The following is a 17485-nucleotide window of genomic DNA, read 5'->3' on the forward strand; positions in this document are numbered from 1 at the left end:
ACGGGAGTGATCACCGCGACAGGGACGTCGGCGCGTCGCTCTTCGGTCACAGTGAGGCGACGAGGGAGCGGGGACGCAACACGCCTGGGTTACCGTCACGCCCCACTGCCCGCGCGACGCCGATCTGGACGAGCCTGACGATCGGCACCGCCAGTCCCAGCACCGCCACGACCAGGGAGGTTGTGTGAGGCACCCGTCAGCCACAACGGGGCGACCCGGGCCACACCGGAGCGCGATCCGCCCCGGCCCCGGTGGAGTCGTCCGCGGGGTGCTGCTGCGGCTCCTGCTGCTGCTCGTGGCCGCCACCGGTCTGGCCCTGCTCGTCCCCGGCATCGCGAGTGCCGAGGGAGAGACGATCGTCGGCACGCTGCAGACCAGCCGCAGCGGCCCGATCGAGGGCATCGAGGTGACGGTCGCCACCGCCGACGGCGACGAGGTCGACAGCGTGGAGACCGACGAGGAGGGCAAGTTCGCCGTCGAGGTCCCCGGCGCCGGCCAGTACACCGTCAGCATCGACGCCGACTCCCTCCCCGAGGGAGTCGTCATCACCGGCGAGGACAGCCGGACGGTCACGGTCGACGCCGGACGGCGCCAGCCGGTGCAGTTCGGCCTCAACGACGGCAGCCAGGGCTCGGGCAGCGGCAACATCCAGGCCATCCAGCTGCTGGTCGACGGGCTGCGCTTCGGCCTGCTCATCGCGATCTCCGCGGTCGGCCTGTCGCTGATCTTCGGCACCACCGGCCTGACCAACTTCGCCCACGGCGAGCTGGTCACCATCGGCGCCCTGTTCGCCTGGTGGGTCAACACCGGGCTGGGCGTCCCGCTCCTGCCCGCGGCGATCATCGCGATGATCGGGGGCGCGGCCTTCGGCGCGCTCAACGAACTCGGCCTGTGGCGGCCGCTGCGCCGCCGGGGCACCGGGCTGGTCGCCGCGCTCGTCGTCTCGATCGGCCTGTCGCTGCTGCTGCGCTACCTGATCCAGATCCTCTACGGCGGTGGCTCCAACCCCTACCAGGGGCTGGGCACCTCGCGGGCGGTCGACTACGGCCTGTTCCGGCTGACCAACCAGTCGCTGGTCTCGATCGTCATCTCGGTCGTCGTGCTGGTGCTCGTCGCGGTGATGCTCCAGCGCACCAAGATCGGCAAGGCGATGCGGGCGGTGGCGGACAACCGCGACCTGGCCGCGTCGTCGGGCATCAACGTCAACCGGGTCATCCTCGTCGTCTGGATGATGGGCGGTGCCCTCGCGGCGCTCGGCGGGGTCCTGCTGGGGCTGTCGGACCAGGTCCGCTGGGACATGGGCTTCCAGCTGCTGCTGCTCATGTTCGCCGGCGTCACGCTCGGCGGGCTCGGCACGGCCTACGGCGCCCTGGTGGGCAGCGTCATCGTCGGTGTCTTCGTCCAGATGTCGACGCTGGTGATCCCCAACGACGTCAAGTACGTCGGCGGGCTGCTGCTCCTCATCGTCATCCTCGTCATCCGGCCCCAGGGGATCCTGGGCAGCCGCGCACGGATCGGCTGACCCATGGGCGACCTCCTCAACGCCTTCGCCGTCGCCGGCAAGTCGGCGCTCGGCTTCCAGGCCGTCTTCTTCGCGCTGCTGGCCATCGGCCTCAACGTGCACTTCGGTTACACCGGCCTGCTCAACTTCGGCCAGATCGCCTTCGCCATGCTCGGCGGGTTCGGCATCGCCATCTCCGTGTCCCAGTGGGGGCTCAACTTCTGGGTCGGCGTCCTCGTCGGCATCGTGGCGACCGTCGTCCTCGCGCTGCTGCTCGGTCTTCCGACCCTGCGGCTGCGCGCGGACTACCTGGCGATCGCGACCATCGCCACGGCCGAGGGACTACGGCTGCTGTTCCGGTCGGTCTCGGCGAGCGAGGTCACCGGCGGCACGCGTGGCCTCTCGGCGTTCAACGGCGACTTCGTCTCCCTGGCGCCGTGGGACACCGGTCAGCGCTACTCCGTCCTCGGCACCCGCTGGAGCGGCGGTGAGCTCTGGGTGGCCCTGGTCGGCTGGCTGCTCGTCGCCCTGCTCTGCCTGCTCGTGTGGCTGCTCATGCGCAGCCCGTGGGGCCGCGTGCTCAAGGCGATCCGCGAGGACGAGGACGCCGTGCGCGCGCTGGGCAAGAACGTCTACCTCTACAAGATGCAGTCGCTCGTGCTCGGAGGCGTGATCGGCGGTCTCGGTGGCATGGTGTACGTCATCGGTACCGGCGCCGCGAACCCCGACCAGTTCCAGAACGCGAACACCTTCCTGGCCTACGCCGTGCTCATCCTGGGCGGCGCCGCGCGGGTGCTCGGGCCGGTGGTGGGCGCGATCATCCTGCTGTTCGTGATCCAGTTCGCCGACACCGGCCTGCGGGCACTGATCAACAACGGCGTCATCCCGGAGGGACTGCTGTCGGCCACCGACGTGGCACAGATCCGGTTCGTGCTCGTGGGCCTGGGCCTGATGCTGCTGCTGGTCTTCCGTCCGCAGGGCATCTTCGGTGACCGACGAGAGGTGATGCTCGATGCCCGCTGAGAACACGCCCACCGGCGCGACGGCGGCCTCGCTGCACAAGGGCGCCGCCCCCGCCGGCCGCGCCCCCCAGCGGCTGGCCCAGGCCGCGCTGCGCGACATCCCGTGGGAGGTCGGCGTCGCCAAGCCCGACCCGGCGATCGTCGTCGAGAACGTCACGCGCACCTTCGGCGGCCTGACCGCGGTGTCGGTCGACCACCTGGAGGTCCAGCGCGGCGGCATCACCGGCCTGATCGGTCCCAACGGTGCCGGCAAGACGACGCTGTTCAACCTGCTCACCGGCTTCGACCAGCCCAACACCGGCACGTGGGCCTTCGACGGCAAGTCGCTGGGCAAGCTCGCGCCGCACCGGGTGGCCCGGCTCGGCGTCGTCCGCACCTTCCAGCTGACCAAGGCGCTGTCGCGGCTGACCGTGCTGGAGAACATGCTGCTGGGCGCCCAGGGCCAGCGTGGGGAGAGCTTCCTGCGCGCCCTGGTCCCCGGCATCTGGCGGTCGCAGGAGAAGGCCAACACCGCCAAGGCGATGGACCTGTTGCGGCGGTTCAAGCTCGACGCCAAGAAGGACGAGTTCGCCGGCACCCTGTCGGGCGGTCAGCGCAAACTGCTCGAGATGGCCCGTGCGCTGATGAGCGACCCGAAGGTCGTCATGCTCGACGAGCCGATGGCCGGGGTGAACCCCGCGCTGACGCAGAGCCTGCTCGGCCACGTCAAGGACCTCCGCGAGGAGGGCATGACGGTGATCTTCGTCGAGCACGACATGGACGTCGTCCGGGACATCAGCGACTGGGTCGTCGTCATGGCCGCCGGCCGCGTGATCGCGGAGGGCCCGCCGGAGTCGATCAGCCAGAACCAGGCCGTCGTCGACGCCTATCTCGGGGCGCACCACGACGCGCCGCTCACCGTCGAGGAGGAGGACCGGGTCCTCGCCCAGGCGGAGGCCGCGATCGCGCAGGAGGAGCACGGCGGCGGCGAGGTGCTGGGGACCGACGGCACGACCGGGAGGACCGAGCGATGAGCGACCCGCTGTTCGAGGTCGACGAGTCCGGCGAGGACGTCACCCGCGCCGACGAGGCCGCGGCCGGGAGCACCGAGCTCTCCCCCGCGGAGAAGGCCGCCACCCGCGAGGAGCACCTCCGCCTCGCGGAGGGCGCCCTGGTGCGCGCCGACGACCTCGTCGCCGGCTACGTGCCCGGCGTCAACATCCTGCGCGGCTGCGACTTCTACCTGCAGGAGGGCGAGCTCGTCGGCATCATCGGCCCGAACGGGGCCGGCAAGTCGACGCTGCTGAAGACCCTCTTCGGGCTGATCCCGGTCCGCTCGGGACGGGTGTCGCTGCGTGGCGAGGAGATCACCTCGGCGCCGGCACACCGTCTGGTGTCGCTCGGCGTCGGGTACGTCCCGCAGAACAACAACGTGTTCCCCTCGCTGACCATCGAGGAGAACATGCAGATGGGCGTCTACCTGCGGTCGAAGACCTTCAAGGAGCGCTTCGACTACGTCATCGACCTGTTCCCCCTGCTCGGGGAGCGGCGCAAGGGCAAGGCCGGGTCGCTCTCGGGCGGCGAGCGGCAGATGGTCGCCATGGGCCGCGCGCTGATGATGGACCCGTCGGTGCTGCTGCTGGACGAGCCGTCGGCGGGCCTGTCCCCCGCGTACCAGGACGAGGTGTTCATCCGCTGCCGGCGGATCAACGCCACCGGCGTCTCGATCATCATGGTCGAGCAGAACGCGCGGCGCTGCCTGCAGATCTGCGACCGCGGCTACGTGCTCGACCAGGGCCGCAACGCCTACACCGACACCGGCCGGTCGCTCATGACCGACCCGAAGGTCATCGAGCTGTACCTGGGGACCCTCGCCAAGGCCCAGTGATCACCTGAGCGCGACCGGCGGAGGCCGGCGTCCCCACGGGGGCGCCGGCCTCAGTCGTTCCGGGGGCGTCCCCTCACGGCGTAGCAGCGCTCCCGGTCCCCGCGTCACCCGTCCCCCGTGGGCAGGCGGCCCGGCTCCTGCGGTCTGGCAGGTGCTCGTGCGGCGTTGCGGCACCGCAGGAGCGACCCGGACGCCGCAGGAGCGGCCGGTGCCCTCGGGCGTCGGCAGACGACAGCGGCCCGGCACCCCGGGTGGGGTGCCGGGCCGCTGCCCGGGACGAGCCGGATCAGCGCTGCGGGCCGATGCCGTTCTCGTTGAGACCCTCGATGATCCGGGAGGACTCGTTGAACCCGATGACGACGATGCCGTCGGGGTTGAGCTCCACCATCTGCTGGACCTCGGCGTCGAAGTTCGCCGCGTTGGGGTCGTAGATGACGTTCACGACCTGGTCCTCGCTCAGACCGCCGGCGAGGAGGTTCTCGCGGGTGTTCTCCGCGAGGCCGTTCCCGTAGGAGTCGTTGCGGGCCAGGATTCCGATCGTGTTGTTGCCGTCCTCGGCGAGCAGGTCGGCCAGGGCGCGGGCCTGCAGGACGTCCGGCGGCGCGGTGCGGAAGTACAGACCGTTGTCGTTGTACGTCGTGAACTGGTCCGACGTGTTGGCCGGGCTGATCTGCATGACTCCGGCCGCGGTGATCCGGTCGATCACGTTGAGGCTGACGGTCGAGGACGCCGCACCGACGATCGCGTTCACGCCGGCCTGCAGGAGGCGGTCGACGGTCTGCGTGGCGGTGTCGGTCGTGGCATCGCCCGAGTCACCCTCCTCGAGGCGGACGTCCTGGCCCAGGACACCACCGGCGGCATTGATCTCCTGGACGGCCAGCTTGGCGCCGGCGACCTCCGGAGGGCCGAGGAAGGCGAGGTCACCGGTCAGCGGCAGCAGGGTGCCCATGACCAGCTGCTCACCGGTGGTGCCGGGGGGCGCGGGGGGCGGGCCCTCGTCGGTGGTGGCGTTGGCCTCGTCGCCGGCGAGGACGAACTCGGTTTGCGAGTCGTCGATGGTGTTGTCGTCGCCGAACGTCTGGATGCCGAAGCTCGCCGCCGCCGGCTCACCGGCGTCGACGAAGGCCAGCGGGCCGCTGATGCCGTCGTAGTCGGGGTTGCCCCCGGCGTTGACGATCTCGATGCAGGCCTGGTAGGTGTCGCACTTCTCGCCACCGGTGGTGGTGCCGTTGACGTAGGCCTTGAATACGTTGGCGTCGTTGGTGCCGGCCAGCTGCGCCGCCAGCGCCGTGATGACGATGGCGTCGTAGGTCTCGCCGGCGTAGTTGAAGGTGTTGCCCAGGTCGGGGTCGACCTGCAGGAGCCGGTCGGTGAAGTCACCGGACAGCTCGGTCAGGGGCAGCGTGCCGCTCATCCCGGCGAGGGCACCCTCCTCCTCGAAGTCCTCCCCGAGGGTGGACCCCATGTTGCCGTCGGTGCCGTAGATGTTGACCTGCTTCTCACCGCTGCCCTCGGCGGCCTCGCCGCCCGAGCCGCCGCCGCCGTCGTCCCCGCCACCGCAGGCGGAGAGGGCGACGAGGGCGGCGGACGTGACGGCGATGCTGCGGGCGTAGGTACGCGTGCGCATCCAGCAACTCCCAGTTGTCGTACGTCGGTCCGGCGGGCCCCGGGCGTGCCGGGGCCCCGTCAGTCCGCAGAACCTAACTGCTGTACTGGGGAGTGGAAGCGGGTGCGGAGAGACCGTGACGAGGTCGTGACCTGCTCTGTTACGGGCCTGTCACGGCTCACTCAGGAGGGTGCACCCTCCGCCGTGGTCGGGTCCGTGGTCAGGATCCGCTCGGCCAGGGACCTCATCGACGTCCGCTCGTTCATGGCCGTGCGCTGGATCCACCGGAACGCCTCGGCCTCGGTCATCCCCTGCTCGGCCATGAGCCGGCCCTTGGCCTTCTCCACGACCTTGCGGGCCTCGAGGCGCTCCTCGAGCGTGCGGACCTCGCCGTCGAGCGCGGTCATCTCGCTGAAGCGGGCGCGGGCGACCTCGATGGCCGGCACGAGGTCGTTCTTGGAGAACGGCTTGACCAGGTAGGCCATGGCGCCGGCGTCGCGGGCCCGCTCGACCAGCTCGCGCTGGCTGAAGGCGGTGAGCACGATGACCGGGGCGATCCGGGCTGAGGCGATCTGCTCGGCGGCCGCGAGCCCGTCGAGGACCGGCATCTGGATGTCGAGGATGACCAGGTCGGGGGTCAGCTCGCGCGCACGGTCGACGGCGGTCTGCCCGTCGCCCGCCTCGGCGACGACGACGTACCCCTCCTCCTCGAGCATCTCCTTGAGGTCGAGGCGGATGAGTGCCTCGTCCTCGGCGATGAGGACCCGGGTCGGCTCGCTGCTCACGCGCAGGAGCCTAGCGACGACGGGCGGCAGCGGCTGCCCGGTTACGCTGACCGGGCCGTGACCTCGGTCGCGGTGCCGGCCCCCGTACCCCAATCGGCAGAGGGAGCGGATTCAAAACCCGCGCAGTGTGCGTTCGAGTCGCACCGGGGGCACCCTCACATCGTCGGCCTACCGGCCGACACCGCGGCCACGTGCCGTCCCGGCCTGCGCTGAGCCCGCCCCGGTCCTCGTCGCGGAGGCCTCCCGCCCCCACTCCTCGATCCGCCTCGCGGGGCGGCCCGGCCGACACCGCGGCCACGTGCCGTCCCGCCTGCGCTGAGCCCGCCCCGGTCCTCGTCGCGGAGGCCTCCGGCCCCCACTCCTCGATCCGCCTCGCGGAGCGGGCCTGGTCCCGGCGTCCTCGTCCTGCCCACCGTCGGGCACCGCATACGGTGTCGGGGTGAGCGAGCCCGTGCCCCACATGACGCCCGAGCAGTTCCGGCAGCACGGTCACGAGGTGGTCGACTGGATCGCCGACTACTGGTCGCGCATCGAGTCCTTCCCCGTCCGCTCACGGGTCTCCCCCGGTGACGTCCGCGCCGCGCTGCCGCCGTCGGCGCCCGAGCAGGGTGAGCCCTTCTCCGCCGTCCTCGCCGACCTCGACCGGGTCGTGCTGCCGGGCGTCACGCACTGGCAGCACCCGGGCTTCCTCGCCTACTTCCCCGCCAACACCTCCGGGCCGTCGGTGCTCGGCGACCTGCTCTCGGCCGGTCTCGGCGTCCAGGGCATGTCCTGGGTGACCAGCCCGGCGGCCACCGAGCTCGAGCAGCACGTCATGGACTGGCTGGCCGAGCTGCTCGGGCTGCCGGCGTCCTTCCGCTCCACCGGCACCGGCGGCGGGGTCGTGCAGGACTCGAGCTCCGGGGCCAACCTGGTCGCGCTGCTGGCGGCCCTGCACCGCGCCAGCGGCGGGGCCACCGTCCGGCACGGCGTGCTGCCGGACGAGTACACGGTCTACGTCTCCTCGGAGACGCACTCGTCGATGGAGAAGGCGGTGCGCATCGCCGGCCTCGGCACCGACGCCGTCCGGATCGTGGAGGTCGACGGCGACCTCGCCATGCGTCCTGCCGCGCTGGCCGCCCGCCTCGAGCGCGACACCGCGCGCGGGTACCGGCCGGTGCTCGTCTGCGCCACGGTCGGCACGACGTCGACCACGGCGATCGACCCCCTCGCCGAGATCGGGGCCATCTGCCGGAGGTACGGCGCCTGGCTGCACGTGGACGCCGCCTACGCGGGCGTGAGCGCCGTCGCCCCGGAGCTGCGGGCGCTGCAGGCCGGCGTCGAGGAGGCCGACAGCTACACCACCGACGCGCACAAGTGGCTGCTCACCGGCTTCGACGCCACGTTGTTCTGGGTGGCCGACCGCGCGGCGCTGACCGGGGCGCTGGCGATCCTCCCCGAGTACCTGCGCAACGCCGCCACCGACGCCGGCACCGTCGTCGACTACCGCGACTGGCAGGTCGAGCTGGGCCGCCGCTTCCGGGCACTGAAGCTCTGGGCGGTCGTGCGCTGGTACGGCGCCGAGGGACTGCGCGCGCACGCCCGGTCCGGGGTCGCGCTGGCGCAGGAACTGGCCGGGTGGGCCGACGCCGACGACCGCTTCGACGTCGCCACGCCGCATCCCCTGTCGCTGGTGTGCCTGCGGCCGCGCTGGCCGGCCGACGTGGACGCCGACGTGGCCACGATGACCCTGCTGGAGCGGCTCAACGACGGCGGCGAGGTCTACCTGACCCACACCGCCGTGCGCGGCTCGGTGGTGCTGCGGGTGGCCATCGGCGCGCCCACCACGACGCGGGCGCACGTGGAGCGGGCGTGGGCGCTGCTGTGCGAGGGCCACGACTGGCTGGCGGCCGACTTCGCCGAGCAGGCCGCCGAGCGGGCGCGGGCGGAGGCCGAGCGCAAGGAGGCCGAGCGCCGGGCGGCCGAGGAGGAGGCCGCGCGGCGCCGCGCCGAGGAGCGGGCGGCGGAGCAGGCGGCAGAACAGGCGGCGGCGCAGCAGGTCGCGGAGGAGGCCCCGGAGGAGGCCCCGGCCGACGACGAGCCGGTGGCGGCTACTCCCCCAGTGACCGGATGAGCCCCTCCTGGGCGACCGTGGCCACGTGCCGGCCGTCCGCGGTCCAGATGCTGCCGAAGCACAGCGCGCGGCCCTCGGATGCGGCCGGGCTGTCGGTCTCGTAGAGGAACCACTCGTCGGCGCGGACCGGCGCGTGGAACCAGATGGCGTGGTCGAGGCTGGCGCCGACGTAGCGCCCGCCCCAGCCGCCGCCGACCCGGGCCAGGCCCGCCGACAGCAGCGTCAGGTCGCTGACGAAGGTGAGCGCCGCGGCGTGCACCCCGGCGTCGTCGGGCAGCCGGCCTGCCACCCGGAACCACGCGTGCGCCTGGGTGCGCGGCGGGGACTTCGGCTCCGGGGCGAAGGGGTCGGACAGCGGCCGCTGCTCCACCGCCCGGCTGATCTCCAGCGCCGGCGCGGCCCGCTCGCCGTACCCGGCGGCGTGGTCGGCCAGGGTGAGCAGCTCGTCGGGGGCGGGGACCTCCGGCATCGCGCGGGCGTGGGCAACGACGGCCGGCTCGCCGGCGTGGAAGTCCGCCGTCAGGGCGAACACGGCGACGTCCTCACCGCGGCGCTGCTGGCAGGCGATGACCCGGCGGGTGGAGAAGGACCGGCCGTCGCGGATCCGCTCGACGGTGTAGCGCAGCTCCTCGTTCGGGTCGCCGGGCCGCAGGAAGTACGAGTGCAGCGAGTGCACGCCACGCCCGCCGGGCACCGTCCGCGCCGCGGCCATGAGCGCCTGCCCGGCGACCTGGCCGCCGAAGATGCGCTGCAGCCTGGTCGTCGGCGTCTGCCCCACGAAGAGGCCGGGCGAGCGCTCCTCGAGGTCCAGGACGCCCATCAGCGCGGCGGCCTGGGTCTCCCCACCGCTCACGAGTCCGTGCCGACTTCGTGCACCCGGATCAGGTTGGTCGAGCCGACCGTGTTCGGCGGGCTGCCGGCGACGACGACGACGCGGTCGCCGACCCGGAGCCGGCCGATCGACAGCAGCGAGAAGTCCACCTGCTCCACCATGTCGTCGGTGTGCTCCACCGAGGGCACGAGGAAGGTCTCCACGCCCCAGGACAGCGCCAGCAGGCTGCGCACCCGGCCGTCGACGGTGAAGGCCAGCAGCGGCTGGCGGGGGTGCAGCGACGCCAGCCGGCGCGCGGTCTCGCCGGTCTGCGTGAAGGTGCACAGCGCCTTGACCTCGAGCGCCTCGCCGATGTCCTTGGCGGCCCGGACGATGGCGCCCGAGCGGGACCGGGAGCGGCGCACCAGGTCGGGCACGCGCACGTCGTCGCTCTCGACGGCGTCGATGATGCGGTCCATCGTGCGCACCGCGGCGATCGGGTAGCGGCCCACCGAGGTCTCGCCGGAGAGCATCACCGCGTCGGCGCCGTCGAGGACGGCGTTGGCGACGTCGGAGGCCTCGGCGCGGGTGGGCCGGGAGTTGGTGATCATTGACTCGAGCATCTGGGTGGCGACGATGACCGGCTTGTTGCGCTCGCGGGCGGCCTGCACGGCGCGCTTCTGCACCAGCGGCACCTGCTCCAGGGCCAGCTCGACGCCCAGGTCGCCGCGGGCCACCATGATCCCGTCGAAGGCCTCGACGATGCCCTCGAGGTTGGCGACCGCCTCGGGCTTCTCCAGCTTGGCGATGACCGGGACGAAGACGTCCTCCTGCCGCATGATGTCGCGCACCAGCTCGGCGTCGGCCGGCGAGCGGACGAACGACAGGGCGATGAAGTCGACCGACAGGTGCAGGGCGAAGCGGAGGTCCTCCTCGTCCTTCTCCGACAGCGCCGGGACGCTGACGGCGACGCCGGGCAGCGACAGGCCCTTGTTGTTGGAGACCTCGCCGCCCTCGACGACCAGGCACCACACGTCCGGGCCGTCGACGGCGACCACCGAGAGGGCGAGCTTGCCGTCGTCGACCAGCAGCCGGTCGCCGACGCGGGCGTCGTTGGCCAGGCCCTTGTAGGTGGTGGAGACCCGCTCGGCGGTGCCCGGTACGTCGTCGACGGTGATGCAGACCCGGCTGCCGGTGGCCCAGGCGACCGGGCCGTCGGAGAAGGTGCCGAGCCGGATCTTGGGGCCCTGCAGGTCGGCCAGGACGGCGACGGCGTGACCGGTGCGGTCGGAGGCCTGCCGCACGTTCTTGTAGGCGGCCTCGTGGTCGGCGTGCGACCCGTGGCTGAAGTTGAGCCGGGCGACGTCCATCCCCGACTCCACCAGGGCGGTGATCTGCTCGAGGGAGCTGGTGGCCGGACCGAGGGTGCAGACGATCTTCGCGCGGCGGGACATGCCGCAAACGCTAGTGGGCTGCCCGGTGCCGCACGGACAGGGGCCGGGCCCCGCGGGTGTCGCGGGACCCGGCCCCCGGCCGGTGGTGGAGGACCGCGGTGCTACCGCAGGGCGACCGCCGTCGGGGTGACCGGACGGGGCAGCATCGAGCTGCCGGTCAGGTACGTGTCGACCGCGCCGGCGGCGGCGCGGCCCTCGGCGATCGCCCACACGATCAGCGACTGGCCGCGGCCGGCGTCCCCGGCCACGAACACGCCGGGCACGGTGGACATGAACTCGTCGTCGCGGGCGACGTTGCCGCGCCCGTCGACCTCGACGCCGAGCGCCTCGACCAGGCCCTCGCGCTGCACGCCGGTGAAGCCCATCGCCAGCAGCACCAGCTGGGCGGGCAGCTCGCGCTCGGTGCCCTCGATCTTCTGGAACCGGCCGTCGACCCGCTCCACCTCGTGGATCACCAGCGCGCGCACGCGGCCCTCGTCGTCGCCGACGAAGCGCTCGGTGTTGACCGAGTACAGCCGCTCGCCGCCCTCCTCGTGCGCCGAGGAGACCCGCATGACCATCGGGTAGGTGGGCCAGGGGTTGCCCTCGTCCCGCTTGTCCGGCGGCGCCGGCATGATCTCCAGCTGGGTGACCGAGCGGGCGCCCTGGCGGTGCGAGGTGCCCAGGCAGTCCGCGCCGGTGTCGCCGCCGCCGATGATGACGACGTCCTTGCCCCGGGCGGTGATCGGCGGGTCGTCGAGCTCGCCGAGCGCCTGCCGGTTGCCGAAGGGCAGGAACTCCATGGCGAGGTGGATGCCGTCGAGCTTCCGGCCCGGGGCGGGCAGGTCGCGGCCGATGGTCGAGCCCGCGGCGACGACGACGGCGTCGTACTCGCCGCGCAGCTGCTCGGCCGACAGGTCGCCCTCCCCCGATCCGCCGACCTCGACGCCGGTGACGAAGCGGGTGCCCTCGGCGCGCATCTGGTCCAGCCGCCGGTCCAGGACGGACTTCTCCATCTTGAACTCGGGGATGCCGTAGCGGAGCAGCCCGCCGACCTTGTCGGCCCGCTCGAAGACGGTGACGTCGTGCCCGGCGCGGGTGAGCTGCTGGGCGGCGGCCAGGCCCGCGGGGCCGGACCCGACGACGGCGACCTTCTTGCCGGTGCGCTGGGCCGGCGTCTGCGGCTCGACGTAGCCGTGCTCGAAGGCCTGGTCGATGATCTCCCACTCGATCTGCTTGATCGTGACCGGGGAGTCCTGCAGGTTCAGCACGCACGCGCCCTCGCAGGGCGCCGGGCACAGCTTCCCGGTGAACTCCGGGAAGTTGTTCGTGGCGTGCAGCCGCTCGATCGCGTCGCGCCAGTCGTCCCGGCGGGCGAGGTCGTTCCACTCCGGGATCAGGTTGCCCAGCGGGCAGCCGTGGTGGCAGAACGGGATGCCGCAGTCCATGCACCGCGCGGCCTGCTGGCGCAGCGCGGCGACCGGGTAGACGCCGTCCTCCCCGTTCTGGCGGGTGAGGTAGACGTCCTTCCAGTCCAGGATGCGGACGTCGACCGGCCGCCGGGGCGGCATGGCCCGCTCGTACTTCAGGAACCCCGTGGAGTCAGCCACGTGCGGCCTCCATCGTCTCTAGGCGGCTCGAGTTGCAGGGTCGGGGGCGCGGGTCAGCCACGTGCGGCCTCCATGACCGCGCGGTCGACGTCGGTGCCGGCGGCCTCGGCGGCCCGCCGGGCCTCCAGCGCCCGACGGTAGTCGCGCGGCATGATCACGCTGAACTGCTCCGACCAGCGGCCCCAGTCGGCCAGCAGCGCGGTGGCCACCGGCGACTCGGTCTCGGCGGCGTAGCGCACCAGGACGTCGCGCAGCCACTGCGCGGACTCGCCGTCCAGCGCCTCGACGTCGACCATCTCGGGGTTGACCCGGTGCCGGGCCAGGTCGAGGACGTAGCCGACGCCGCCGGACATGCCGGCCGCGACGTTGCGCCCGGTGGGCCCGAGGACGACCGCGCGGCCGCCGGTCATGTACTCCAGCGCGTGGTCGCCCACGCCCTCGACGACGGCCAGCGCCCCGGAGTTGCGGACGCAGAACCGCTCGCCGACCCGGCCGCGCAGGAAGAGCTCCCCGCTGGTGGCGCCGTAGCCGATGACGTTGCCGGCGACGACGTTGTCCTCGGCGGCGAAGGTCGCCTCCCGGGCCGGGCGGACGACGATCCGCCCGCCGGAGAGGCCCTTGCCGACGTAGTCGTTGGCGTCCCCGAACAGCCGCATGGTCATGCCGCGCGGGACGAAGGCGCCGAAGGACTGGCCGGCCGACCCGGTGAAGGTCAGGTCGATCGTGCCGTCGGGCAGGCCCTCGCCACCGAAGCGGCGGGTGACCATGGAGCCCAGCATCGTGCCGACGGTGCGGTTGACGTTGCGCACCGGCAGCTCGAGGCTGACCGGCCGCGCGTCGAGCAGCGCGCCCTCGCACAGCTGGATGAGGGTCTGGTCCAGGGCGACGTCGAGGCCGTGGTCCTGGGTGCGCACCGCGCGGCGCGGGGTGCCCTCCGGCAGCGCGGGCAGCGCGAGCATCCTCGACAGGTCCAGGCCGCGGGCCTTCCAGTGGTCGACCGCCTCCCGGGTGTCGAGCAGCTCGACGTGGCCGATGGCCTCCTCGACCGAGCGGAAGCCCAGCTCGGCCAGGTACTGCCGCACCTGCTCGGCGAGGAACTCGAAGAAGGTGACGACGAACTCCGGCCGGCCGGTGAACCGCTTGCGCAGCTCCGGGTTCTGGGTGGCCACGCCGACGGGGCAGGTGTCGAGGTGGCAGACCCGCATCATGATGCAGCCGGAGACGACCAGCGGAGCGGTGGCGAAGCCGTACTCCTCGGCGCCCAGCAGCATCGCGATGACGACGTCGCGGCCGGTCTTCATCTGGCCGTCGACCTGCACCACGATCCGGTCGCGCAGGCCGTTGGCCAGCAGCGTCTGCTGGGTCTCGGCCAGGCCGAGCTCCCACGGGGAGCCGGCGTGCTTCAGCGAGGTCAGCGGCGCGGCACCGGTGCCGCCGTCGTGCCCGGAGATGAGCACCACGTCGGCGTGCGCCTTGCTGACGCCGGCTGCGACGGTCCCGACGCCGACCTCGGCGACCAGCTTGACGTTGATCCGCGCCGCGTCGTTGGCGTTCTTGAGGTCGTGGATCAGCTGCTTGAGGTCCTCGATCGAGTAGATGTCGTGGTGCGGCGGCGGGCTGATCAGGCCGACACCGGGCGTCGAGTGCCGGGTGCGGGCCACCCACGGGTAGACCTTGCCGCCGGGCAGCTGGCCGCCCTCACCGGGCTTGGCGCCCTGCGCCATCTTGATCTGGATGTCGTCGGAGTTGACCAGGTACTCGCTGGTCACGCCGAAGCGGCCGCTGGCCACCTGCTTGATCGCCGAGCGGCGCAGGTCGCCGTTGGGGTCGGCCACGTACCGGTCGGGGTCCTCGCCGCCCTCACCGGTGTTGGACCGCCCGCCGAGCCGGTTCATGGCGATGGCGAGGGTCTCGTGCGCCTCCTGGGAGATGGAGCCGTAGCTCATCGCGCCGGTCTGGAAGCGCTTGACGATCTCGCTGACCGGCTCGACCTCCTCGACCGGCACCGGCGGGCGCTCACCCGTCTTGATCCGGAACAGCCCGCGCAGGGTCGCGGCCTCCTCCGAGAGCTCGTCGACCGACCGCGTGTAGCGCTCGAAGACCTCGTACTGCCGCGAGCGGGTGGAGTGCTGCAGCAGGAACACCGTCTCGGGGTTGAACAGGTGCACCTCGCCCTCGCGGCGCCACTGGTACTCCCCGCCCGTCTCCAGCCGGCGGTGCGCCCGCTCGGTGGGGTTCTCCGGGTAGGCGCGCCGGTGCCGCATGGCGACCTCCTCGGCCAGCACGTCCATGCCGACGCCGCCGAGAGGACACGAGGTACCGGTGAAGTACTCGTCGACGACGTCCTGGGACAGGCCGACGGCCTCGAAGATCTGCGCCATCGTGTACGAGCCGACGGTGCTGATGCCCATCTTGCTCATGACCTTGAGGACGCCCTTGCCCAGCGCCTTGACGATGTTGCGCACGGCCTGCGCGGGCTGGACGCCGGTGAGGACGCCGTCGCGGATGAGGTCCTCGATGGACTCGAAGGCCAGGTAGGGGTTGACGGCGGCCGCGCCGTAGCCGAGCAACAGCGCGACGTGGTGCACCTCGCGGCAGTCGCCGGACTCGACGACGAGACCGACCTCCATGCGGGTCCGCTCGCGCACCAGGTGGTGGTGGACGGCGGCGGTCATCAGCAGCGACGGGATGGGGGCGCGCTTCTCGTCGCAGTCACGGTCGGAGAGCACGATGACGCGCGCGCCGGCCGCGATGGCCTTGCTGACCTTGGTCCGCAGGTCCTCGACGGCCTGGACCAGCGCCGGCCCGCCGCCGGTCACGTCGTAGTGGCCGGTGATCCGGACGGCGGCGAAACCCGGCAGGTCGCCGTCGTCGTCGATGTGCAGGATCTTGGCCAGCTCGTCGTTGTCGATGACCGGGTAGGGCAGGTGCACCTGCCGGCAGGACGCCGGCGTGGCCGAGAGCAGGTTCTGCTCCGGGCCGAAGGTGCGCCCCAGGCTGGTCACCAGCTCCTCGCGGATGGCGTCCAGCGGCGGGTTGGTCACCTGGGCGAACAGCTGCCCGAAGTAGTCGTACAGCTGCCGCGAGCGGTCCGACAGCGCCGCGATCGGGGTGTCGGTTCCCATGGAGCCGATCGGCTCGGCACCGCTGGAGGCCATCGGGGTGAGCAGGACGCGCAGGTCCTCCTCGGTGTAGCCGAAGAGCATCTGCCGGCGCACGACCGACTCGTGGCTGGGCCGCGCGCGCCGGCGCGTAGGCAGCGAGGGCAGGTGCACCAGGCCGGCGTGCAGCCAGTCCTCGTAGGGGTGCTCGGTGGCCAGGGCGCCCTTGACCTCCTCGTCGGAGACGATCCGCCCGGAGGCGGTGTCGACGAGGAACATGCGGCCGGGCTGCAGCCGGCCCTTGGCGACCACGTCGCCGGCCGGGATGTCGAGGACACCGGCCTCGCTGGCGAGGACGACGAGGTCGTCCTTCGTGCGCCACCAACGGCCCGGGCGCAGGCCGTTGCGGTCGAGGACCGCGCCGATGAGCGTGCCGTCGGTGAACGCGACGCAGGCCGGCCCGTCCCAGGGCTCCATGATCGAGGAGTGGAACCGGTAGAAGGCCCGGCGGGCCGGGTCCATCTCGTCGTGGTTCTCCCACGCCTCCGGGATCATCATCAGCACCGCGTGCGGCAGCGAGCGGCCCGACAGGTGCAGCAGCTCGAGCACCTCGTCGAAGGTCGCCGAGTCGCTGAAGTCGCTGGCCGTGACCGGGAAGATCCGCTCCAGGCCGAGCTCGCTCGCCGGGCCGGCGGGGCCGTCGAACAGCCCGGTCTCGAGCTTGGCCTCGCGGGCGCGCATCCGGTTGCGGTTGCCCTTGATCGTGTTGATCTCGCCGTTGTGGGCGATGAACCGGAACGGGTGGGCCAGCGGCCAGCTCGGGAAGGTGTTGGTGGAGAACCGGCTGTGCACCAGCGCGATCGCCGACTCGTAGCGCTCGTCGCGCAGGTCGGGGAAGAACGCGGGCAGCTGGTCGGTGGTCAGCATGCCCTTGTAGGTGATGGTGCGCGAGGACAGCGAGACGACGTAGAGCGAGCTGCCGGCGTCGCGGGCCTCCCGCTCGGCGCGCTTGCGCAGCACGAACGAGCGCCGCTCCAGGCGGGTGACGCCGTTGACCTCGCGCGGGCCGCCGAAGGCCGCCGCGTCGGCGCGGGCGCCCATCGTCTCGGCGACGAACAGCTGCCCGAAGTGCGGCATGACGGCGCGCGCGGTGGGGCCGAGGTCGGCGCCGTCGGGGTCGACCGGCACGTCGCGCCAGCCGAGGACGGTCAGGCCCTCCTCGGCGGCGATCCGCTCGACGTCGGCGTAGCGGGCGGCCCGCTCGTCGGGGTCGACGGGGAGGAAGGCGATGCCGACGGAGTACTCGCCCACGGGCGGCAGGTCGAAGTCGACGCCGGCGCGCAGCAGCGCGTCGGGCACCTGGGTCAGGATCCCGGCGCCGTCCCCGGAGTTGGGCTCGGAGCCGGCGGCCCCGCGGTGGTCGAGGTTGTGCAGCGCGGTCAGGCCGGCGGCCACGATCTGGCGCGAGCGGCGTCCGCGGGCGTCGGCCACGAAGGCGACGCCACAGGCGTCCGAGTCGTTGGCCGGGTCGTAGAGACCGGAGGCCGGCGGAGTGGCCGAGAAGGGGACCGCCGAGCTGGTGGACGCGCGGCGGGCGGGGGTGGTGGACCCGGACATGATCACTCCCGTCGTCGGC

11 protein-coding genes and 1 tRNA gene are annotated in these 17485 nt (G+C 72.5%); 6 read left to right on the forward strand and 6 right to left on the reverse strand.

All coding sequences use genetic code 11. From position 1 onward, the window contains the following. Positions 1 to 268: 268 nt before the first annotated feature. Genes BM414_RS13250 through BM414_RS13265 form a run of 4 tightly spaced genes read left to right on the forward strand, consistent with a single transcriptional unit; the run spans position 269 to position 4390 of the window. Positions 269 to 1522: a branched-chain amino acid ABC transporter permease gene (locus BM414_RS13250; RefSeq protein ID WP_217644704.1), complete on the forward strand. Its 1254-nt coding sequence runs from the start codon at positions 269 to 271 to the stop codon at positions 1520 to 1522. A 3-nt stretch (positions 1523 to 1525) separates the two neighbouring features. After that, positions 1526 to 2524, forward strand: coding sequence for a branched-chain amino acid ABC transporter permease (locus BM414_RS13255; RefSeq protein ID WP_093579898.1), 999 nt, complete (start codon positions 1526 to 1528; stop codon positions 2522 to 2524). After that, positions 2514 to 3536 (forward strand): ABC transporter ATP-binding protein, encoded by a 1023-nt coding sequence (locus tag BM414_RS13260; RefSeq protein WP_093579899.1) that lies wholly within the window; start codon positions 2514 to 2516, stop codon positions 3534 to 3536. The genes BM414_RS13255 and BM414_RS13260 overlap by 11 nt, the downstream gene beginning before the upstream one ends. Next, positions 3533 to 4390, forward strand: coding sequence for an ABC transporter ATP-binding protein (locus BM414_RS13265; RefSeq protein WP_093579900.1), 858 nt, complete (start codon positions 3533 to 3535; stop codon positions 4388 to 4390). The genes BM414_RS13260 and BM414_RS13265 overlap by 4 nt, the downstream gene beginning before the upstream one ends. Positions 4391 to 4676: 286 nt before the next feature. Here the strand turns inward: BM414_RS13265 and BM414_RS13270 are convergent, their stop codons facing one another. After that, complete coding sequence (locus tag BM414_RS13270) at positions 4677 to 6017, reverse strand: ABC transporter substrate-binding protein (protein ID WP_093579901.1); 1341 nt, start codon at positions 6015 to 6017, stop codon at positions 4677 to 4679. Between the two features lie 161 nt (positions 6018 to 6178). Then, positions 6179 to 6781 carry an ANTAR domain-containing response regulator gene (locus BM414_RS13275; protein ID WP_093579902.1) on the reverse strand — a complete coding sequence of 201 codons (603 nt, stop codon included), beginning with the start codon at positions 6779 to 6781 and terminating at the stop codon, positions 6179 to 6181. Between the two features lie 78 nt (positions 6782 to 6859). On the opposite strand from BM414_RS13275, the gene BM414_RS13280 reads away from it, so the two are divergent. Continuing rightward, positions 6860 to 6933, forward strand: a tRNA-Leu gene (locus BM414_RS13280). Positions 6934 to 7220: 287 nt separating this feature from the next. Then, positions 7221 to 8894 carry an aminotransferase class V-fold PLP-dependent enzyme gene (locus BM414_RS13285; protein ID WP_245784696.1) on the forward strand — a complete coding sequence of 558 codons (1674 nt, stop codon included), beginning with the start codon at positions 7221 to 7223 and terminating at the stop codon, positions 8892 to 8894. Here BM414_RS13285 and BM414_RS13290 read toward each other — a convergent pair. From BM414_RS13290 to gltB, 4 genes are all read right to left on the reverse strand, one after another. Then, positions 8872 to 9747 (reverse strand): acyl-CoA thioesterase, encoded by an 876-nt coding sequence (locus BM414_RS13290; RefSeq protein WP_245784697.1) that lies wholly within the window; start codon positions 9745 to 9747, stop codon positions 8872 to 8874. The two genes, BM414_RS13285 and BM414_RS13290, sit on opposite strands and share 23 nt — an antisense overlap. Next, entirely contained in the window at positions 9744 to 11159 is a 1416-nt protein-coding gene (pyk, locus tag BM414_RS13295) for a pyruvate kinase (protein ID WP_093579904.1), read from the reverse strand. Before pyk ends, BM414_RS13290 begins: the two co-directional genes overlap by 4 nt. Before the next feature lie 101 nt (positions 11160 to 11260). Then, a complete protein-coding gene (locus tag BM414_RS13300; RefSeq protein ID WP_093579905.1) occupies positions 11261 to 12748 on the reverse strand; it encodes a glutamate synthase subunit beta in 1488 nt (495 codons plus the stop codon). 53 nt (positions 12749 to 12801) lie between these two features. After that, the gene (gene gltB / locus BM414_RS13305; protein WP_093579946.1) at positions 12802 to 17466 is read right to left on the reverse strand and encodes a glutamate synthase large subunit; all 4665 of its coding nucleotides are present in this window, start codon (positions 17464 to 17466) and stop codon (positions 12802 to 12804) included. Between the last annotated feature and the right edge of the window lie 19 nt (positions 17467 to 17485).

Source organism: Geodermatophilus amargosae, assembly GCF_900116515.1.
Lineage (GTDB): Bacteria > Actinomycetota > Actinomycetes > Mycobacteriales > Geodermatophilaceae > Geodermatophilus > Geodermatophilus amargosae.

Coding starts and splice junctions, on each gene's coding strand:
- BM414_RS13265 (WP_093579900.1), top strand. CDS start 3,533: ATGAGCGACCCGCTGTTCGAGGTCGACGAGTCCGGCGAGGACGTCACC.
- BM414_RS13255 (WP_093579898.1), top strand. CDS start 1,526: ATGGGCGACCTCCTCAACGCCTTCGCCGTCGCCGGCAAGTCGGCGCTC.
- BM414_RS13260 (WP_093579899.1), top strand. CDS start 2,514: ATGCCCGCTGAGAACACGCCCACCGGCGCGACGGCGGCCTCGCTGCAC.
- BM414_RS13270 (WP_093579901.1), bottom strand. CDS start 6,017: ATGCGCACGCGTACCTACGCCCGCAGCATCGCCGTCACGTCCGCCGCC.
- gltB (WP_093579946.1), bottom strand. CDS start 17,466: ATGTCCGGGTCCACCACCCCCGCCCGCCGCGCGTCCACCAGCTCGGCG.
- pyk (WP_093579904.1), bottom strand. CDS start 11,159: ATGTCCCGCCGCGCGAAGATCGTCTGCACCCTCGGTCCGGCCACCAGC.